The following is a 5,442-nucleotide window of genomic DNA, read 5'->3' on the forward strand; positions in this document are numbered from 1 at the left end:
CGTTCTCCCGGCCGGCGTTGGCGATGACGACCGCGACGTACGGCAGCAGCGCGCCGAGGATCAGGGTGCCGATGGCCACATAGCGCTCGACGTTCCACAGCACCACGGTCAGTACCACCGACAGGGTGCGGACCAGCATCGAGAAGATGTACCGGCGCTGACGTCCGCGCACGTCCTCCTCGAGACCCCGACGGGCCCCGGTGATCCTGAAGACCTCCGGCCCGCCATGCTTCCGCATCACGTTCCACCACCTGCCAGCCGCGACGGCGCGCCATTCGTCTGGGACGTACTCAACGTTACGCCGCCCCCGGCGGGTGTACGAGACCGGGGCGCCCGGTCATCGCCGCCGCGACCTGCGTCTTCCTCATGCACCCGGCGTAGCACCCGGTCCGAAGTGCGCCGTACGGCGAGCGGCCCCAGAATGGCGGGGCACGCCATATCGCGCCGCATGAGGAGGCGACATGAGCTGGTTGTGGGCCATCATCGTCGGTCTTGTGCTGGGCCTGATCGCCAAGGCGATCCTCCCGGGCAAGCAGCGCATCCCCATTTGGCTGACGATCATCTGCGGCATGATCGGCGCCGCCCTCGGCAACTGGGCGGCGGCGGGGCTCGGCATCGCCGAGACGAAGGGTGTCGACTGGGGTCGCCACCTGCTCCAACTGGTGGGAGCGGTCATTGTGGTCGCGGTGGGGGATCGGTTGTGGGCGGTGATCCGGGGACGCCGGAGCGCTTGAGCGCGCGCCTACCCGTGCGCCTACCGGGTTGCCACCTGGGCCCGGTGGGCGGCTGCGGGTCCGGTGGGGGCTTGTCGCGCAGTTCCCCGCGCCCCTGAAAGCCGCCCACGAGCTCGGCCCGCAGTGCCTGTCCGGCGGCTGCGGGCCGTCCGTGGTTGCTCGCGCAGTTCCCCGCGCCCCTTACGGGGCGCCCTTACGCGCCGCGGAGTTCCGCGATCTTGCGGCCTGCCTTGAGGTAGATGCCCGTCGGGTCCGTGACGCCCGACGCCGCCGTCCTGGCGAGCGTCTCGCGGACCACCTCGCCCAGCGGGCGGATCGCCTCCGCCTCCGGCAGGACGACCGCCTCCTGGCCGCCGTCGTGCTCGACGATCAGCCGCAGGCCGTTCTGCTTCGCGACCCGCCGCGCGGCGGAAGCGCTCGGCTGGAAGCCCAGCACCTGGCTGAGGACGGCGGTCGCCGGCTCCGCACCGTGCTCGGCGAGCTCCACGACCGGCAGGCTCTCGACGTCGGTGAAGCTCTTCTTCGAGAACTGCGCGATGAACCCGGCACGCGCCGCCATGGCCGCCTCGACGCCGTACAGCGCCGCCACGACCTCGCCCGCGAGGACCTTCTTGAGGTCCATCGGGTGCAGCGAGCGGTCCTCGACGCGGGACAGGGCCTGGGCCACCTCGGCGTCCGTCCACTCGGTCCACGCCTTGAGGTACGGCTCCATCAGGCGGTCCGGCACCGACATGATCTTGCCGAAGACGTCGTCGGCGGGCGCGGACAGCGCGACGTAGTTGTTCTTGGACTTGGACATCTTCGCGCCCGTGCCGTCCGTGCCCTCGATCAGCGGCATGGTGACGACGAGCTGCGGCTTCTGGCCCTTGAGCTCCATGAGCTTCCGGCCCATCTGCAGGTTGAGCAGCTGGTCGGCGCCGCCCAGCTCCACGTCGCACTCCAGGGCCACGGAGTCCAGGCCCTGCGCGATCGGGTAGAGCATCTCCGTCATCGTCAGGCCGGAGCCCGAGGAGAGACGGGTGCGGAAGTCCTCGCGCTGGAGCAGCTGCGAGACCGGCACATGCGCCAGCAGGGCCAGCAGCTCCGGGAAGGTGTACGGCGCCAGCCACTCGCTGTTCTGCCGGAAGCTGACCTTCTCGAAGTCGAAGAACGGCCGCACCTGGTCGCGGTAGCCCGCGAGGTTCCGCGCGATGTCCTCGTCCGTCAGCGGCGGGCGCTCCGCCGTACGGCCCGTCGGGTCACCGATCTTGGCGGTGAAGTCGCCGATGAGCAGCGTGACGTCATGGCCCATGCGCTGGAAGCGGCTGAGGATGATCACCGGCACGGCGTGCCCGAGGTGCACGTCGCTGCCGGTCGGGTCGATGCCCAGCTTGATGCCCAGACCCTTGCCCTCGGCGCGGCGCTCCGCGATGCGCGCGGCGAGCTTGTCCACGCCCGGCAGCACCTCGACCGTGCGGGCGGCGATCAGCTCGGCCTGCTCCTCCGGCGACAGGTCCGTCAGGTCGAGATAGCGCCGCGAGCCCGTCTCCGTGAGCAGCCGCTGGACGGTCTGGTCGGAGGAGAGGTCCTGCGCGAGGAGCTCGCTGGCGCGGGCGACGGATTCGCCGAGGCGTGTCATGACGTTCCTGAGGATCGAAGGGACGGAAAGGTGGAGGAAGGAAGACGGTGCGGGGGCGGACGGACGCCGACCAGTCTATTCGGACCGGTCGCGCCTCCCGACGGTCGCGCCCCCGCTCGCGCCGTCACACTCCCTGGCTGACCGAGCTCATGTTGAAGTCCGGCACGCGCAGCGCGGGCATAGCGGCCCGGCTGAAGTAGTCGCCCCACTCGCGCGGCAGCGTCTGCTCGGTGCGGCCCGCCTCGGTGGCCCGGGAGAGCACGGAGACCGGCGACTCGTTGAAGCGGAAGTTGTTGACCTCGCCGACGACCTCGCCGTTCTCCACGAGATAGACACCGTCCCGGGTGAGCCCGGTGAGCAGCAGCGACGCCGGGTCGACCTCGCGGATGTACCAGAGGCAGGTCAGCAGCAGGCCGCGCTCGGTGTCGGCGACCATCTCGTCGAGGGAGCGGGTGCCGCCCGCGTCCAGGATCAGGTTGTCGATCGCCGGGGTGACCGGCAGGCCCGTCAGGTCCGCGCTGTGCCGGGTGGTGAGCAGGTGCTCCAGCACGCCGTCGCGGATCCACTCCGTGGTGCGCAGCGGCAGCCCGTTGTCGAAGACGGACGCGTCGTCGCCGGAGGCGGCCGCGAGGACGAAGGGCGCGCACTCCAGCCCCGGGTGGGCGGGGTCGCTGCGCAGCGACAGCGGCAGCCCGGACAGCTTCTCGCCGATACGGGTGCCCCCGCCCGGCTTGGAGAAGACCGTCCGGCCCTCCGCCGCGTCCCGCGCGGTGGCCGACCACTGCTGGTAGACCAGCAGGTCCGCGACGGCGCTCGGCGGGAGCAGCGTCTCGTACCGCCCGGCGGGCAGCTCGACGCGCGTACGGGCCCACTCCAGCCGCCGGGCCAGTTCGGCGTCCAGGGCGGCCGGGTCCACGTCGGTGAAGTCCCGGGTCGCGCGGCCCGCCCACGCGGAGCGCGTACGGTCCGGGGACTTGGCGTTGAGCTCCAGCGTGCCGGTGGGCTGGTCGTGACGGAGCCGCAGCCCGGCGGAGGTGCCCAGGTAGTACGAGGTGAGAGCGTGGTGGGCGAAGCCGTAGAGCTCGCGGCCCTCGGCGCGGGCGCGGGCGAAGGCCTCGCCGAGCGCGGGCGCGAACGCGTCGAAGACGGCCGGGGAGGTCTCGGCGGGCGCCTCGGTGAAGCCGGGGGAGTGCGGCACCCCCGTCACCAGCGGCTGGGCGTCCTCGGCGGGCCCCGCCTCGCGCGCGGCGGCCTCCGCGGCGCGCACCAGCGGCTCCAGCTCGTCCGCCGTGACCGCCGACCGCGAGACGACCCCGGAGGCCGTGCCCTCGGCCCCGTCGACGGTCGCGACCACCGTGACCGAACGGCCGCGGGTCACGCCGTTGGTGGTGAGGGCGTTGCCCGCCCAGCGCAGATTGGCGGTCGAGTCCTCGCTCGCGATCACGACGCAGCCGTCGGCACGCGACAGCTCCAGGGCACGCTCGACGATCTCGTGCGGCTTGTTCCTGCTCCGAGGGCTCACTGACCGGCCTCCTCAGTCGTGTTCAGAATGTTGACGCCCTTGAAGAGCGCGGAAGGGCAGCCGTGGGAGACCGCGGCGATCTGCCCCGGCTGGGCCTTGCCGCAGTTGAACGCGCCGCCCAGGACATAGGTCTGCGGGCCGCCGACCGCGGCCATCGACCCCCAGAAGTCCGTGGTCGTCGCCTGGTAGGCGAAGTCCCGCACCTGCCCGTCGAGGCGGCCGTTCCGGATCGCGTACGCCCGCTGGCCCGTGAACTGGAAGTTGTACCGCTGCATGTCGATCGACCACGACCGGTCGCCCACGATGTAGAGGCCGTTCTCGACGCCCGCGATGAGCTCGCCGGTCGACGGGCCGTCGGGGGCGGGCCGGAGGGAGACGTTGGCCATGCGCTGCACCGGCACGTGCGCGGGGGAGTCGGCGAAGGCGCAGCCGTTGGAGCGGGCGAAGCCCGTGAGGCGGGCGGTGCGGCGGTCGAGCTGGTAGCCCGCGAGGACGCCGTCCTTGACGAGGTCCCAGGACTGGGCCGCCACGCCCTCGTCGTCGTAGCCGATGGTGGCGAGGCCGTGCTCGGCCGTGCGGTCGCCCGTGACGTTCATGAGCTTCGAGCCGTACTGGAGGGTGCCCAGCTTGTCGAAGGTGGCGAAAGACGTGCCCGCGTACGCCGCCTCGTAGCCGAGGGCCCGGTCCAGCTCGGTGGCGTGGCCGATGGACTCATGGATCGTCAGCCACAGGTTGGACGGGTCGACGACCAGGTCGTACGTGCCCGCCCGCACGCTGGGGGCGCGCATCTTCTCCGCCAGCAGCCCGGGCAGCTCCGCCAGCTCCGTCTCCCAGTCCCAGCCGGTGCCCGTCAGGTACTCCCAGCCGCGGCCGGTCGGCGGGGCGAGGGTGCGCATGCTGTCGAACTCGCCGGTCGCCGGGTCCACCGCCACCGCCGTGAGCTGCGGGTGCAGCCGGACGCGCTGCTGGGTGGTCGCGGTGCCCGCCGAGTCGGCGTAGAACTTGTTCTCCTGCACGGTCGTCAGCGACGCGTCGGTGTGCGCCACCCCGTCCGCCGCCAGCAGCCGCGCGCTCCACTGGGCGAGCAGCGCGGTCTTCTCCGCGTCCGGCACGTCGAAGGGGTTGATGTCGTATGAGGAGATCCAGGTGCGGTCGGCGTGCACCGGCTCGTCCGCGAGCTCGACCCTCTCGTCCGAGCCCGCCGCGGCGATCACCTTCGCGGAGAGCTTCGCCATCGCGACGGCCTGCCCCGCGACCCGCGCCGCCGCGTCCATGGTCAGCTCCACGCCCGCGGCGAAGCCCCAGCTCCCGTTGTGCACCACGCGCACCGCGTAGCCCTGGTCCGTGACGTCCGACGAGCCCGCGGGCCGGGCGTCCCGCAGCCGCCAGGAGGCGCTGCGCACCCGCTCGAAGCGGAAGTCCGCGTGCTCGGCGCCCAGCGCGCGGGCGCGGGCCAGGGCCGCGTCGGCCAGCGGGCGCAGGGGCAGCGCGAGGAACGACGCGTCGATGGCATGGGGTGAAGAAGCAGGGTGTGAAGAAGTAGGGGGTGAAGAAGGGGGCGTGGAGTG

The 5,442-nt window shown here is 72.2% G+C and carries 5 protein-coding genes; 1 reads left to right on the forward strand and 4 read right to left on the reverse strand.

Going from position 1 to position 5,442, the window contains the following annotated elements; genetic code table 11:
- Positions 1-238 (reverse strand): DUF3099 domain-containing protein (locus K6I34_RS30515; RefSeq protein WP_229330886.1); only part of this gene is annotated, 238 nt, incomplete at its 3' end.
- 223 nt (positions 239-461) lie between these two features.
- Here K6I34_RS30515 and K6I34_RS30520 point away from each other — a divergent pair.
- On the forward strand, positions 462-734 hold the full coding sequence (locus K6I34_RS30520; RefSeq protein ID WP_229330888.1) for a GlsB/YeaQ/YmgE family stress response membrane protein: 273 nt from the start codon (positions 462-464) through the stop codon (positions 732-734).
- A 193-nt stretch (positions 735-927) separates the two neighbouring features.
- Here the strand turns inward: K6I34_RS30520 and tyrS are convergent, their stop codons facing one another.
- The 3 genes from tyrS to K6I34_RS30535 form a co-directional block, all read right to left on the reverse strand.
- Positions 928-2,352, reverse strand: a complete 1,425-nt coding sequence (gene tyrS / locus K6I34_RS30525) for a tyrosine--tRNA ligase (protein WP_229330890.1) — start codon at positions 2,350-2,352, stop codon at positions 928-930.
- Positions 2,353-2,476: 124 nt separating this feature from the next.
- Positions 2,477-3,874 carry a TldD/PmbA family protein gene (locus tag K6I34_RS30530; RefSeq protein ID WP_229330892.1) on the reverse strand — a complete coding sequence of 466 codons (1,398 nt, stop codon included), beginning with the start codon at positions 3,872-3,874 and terminating at the stop codon, positions 2,477-2,479.
- Positions 3,871-5,382 carry a TldD/PmbA family protein gene (locus K6I34_RS30535; protein ID WP_229330894.1) on the reverse strand — a complete coding sequence of 504 codons (1,512 nt, stop codon included), beginning with the start codon at positions 5,380-5,382 and terminating at the stop codon, positions 3,871-3,873. The genes K6I34_RS30530 and K6I34_RS30535 overlap by 4 nt, the downstream gene beginning before the upstream one ends.
- Positions 5,383-5,442 lie beyond the last annotated feature (60 nt).

This window comes from Streptomyces sp. UNOC14_S4 (genome assembly GCF_020740835.1).
Classification (GTDB): domain Bacteria; phylum Actinomycetota; class Actinomycetes; order Streptomycetales; family Streptomycetaceae; genus Streptomyces.

What these genes read in the sequence shown, in the direction of transcription:
- tyrS (WP_229330890.1), bottom strand. Translation starts at nt 2,352, where the DNA reads ATGACACGCCTCGGCGAATCCGTCGCCCGCGCCAGCGAGCTCCTCGCG.
- K6I34_RS30520 (WP_229330888.1), top strand. Translation starts at nt 462, where the DNA reads ATGAGCTGGTTGTGGGCCATCATCGTCGGTCTTGTGCTGGGCCTGATC.